Here is a 512-nt window from a genome sequence, read left to right on the forward strand (position 1 = left end):
AAGAGATTTTCGTGTACGGGGCTATCACCCACTATGGCCGCACTTTCCAGAGCGTTCCACTAATCTCAAACCAACTTAAGGGCTGGTCCCCGTTCGCTCGCCACTACTAAGGGAATCTCGGTTGATTTCTTTTCCTCAGGGTACTTAGATGTTTCAGTTCCCCTGGTTCGCCTCTTGCACCTATGTATTCAGTACAAGATAACCAGCTTGTGCTGGCTGGGTTCCCCCATTCAGAGATCTCTGGATCACAGTCTGTTTGCCGACTCCCCAAAGCTTTTCGCAGGCTACCACGTCTTTCATCGCCTCTGACTGCCAAGGCATCCACCGTATGCGCTTCTTCACTTGACCATATAACCCCAAGCAATCTGGTTATACTGTGAAGACGACATTCGCCGAAAATTCGCACGTTGCTCTTTCGAGCAGAACTCACAAATTTTACCTTAGCCTGATCCACCAGCAGTGAAACTGGTGTTCAGTCTATTTCTATCACATATCCGAATTTTTAAAGAACG

At 47.9% G+C, this 512-nt stretch carries 1 rRNA gene; it reads right to left on the reverse strand.

From position 1 onward, the window contains the following. A 23S ribosomal RNA gene (locus tag ABI582_RS28680) occupies nt 1-348 on the reverse strand; the annotation flags it as partial. Between the last annotated feature and the right edge of the window lie 164 nt (nt 349-512).

Source organism: Pseudomonas sp. SAS7 (assembly GCF_052112345.1).
Classification (GTDB): domain Bacteria; phylum Pseudomonadota; class Gammaproteobacteria; order Pseudomonadales; family Pseudomonadaceae; genus Aquipseudomonas; species Aquipseudomonas putida_Q.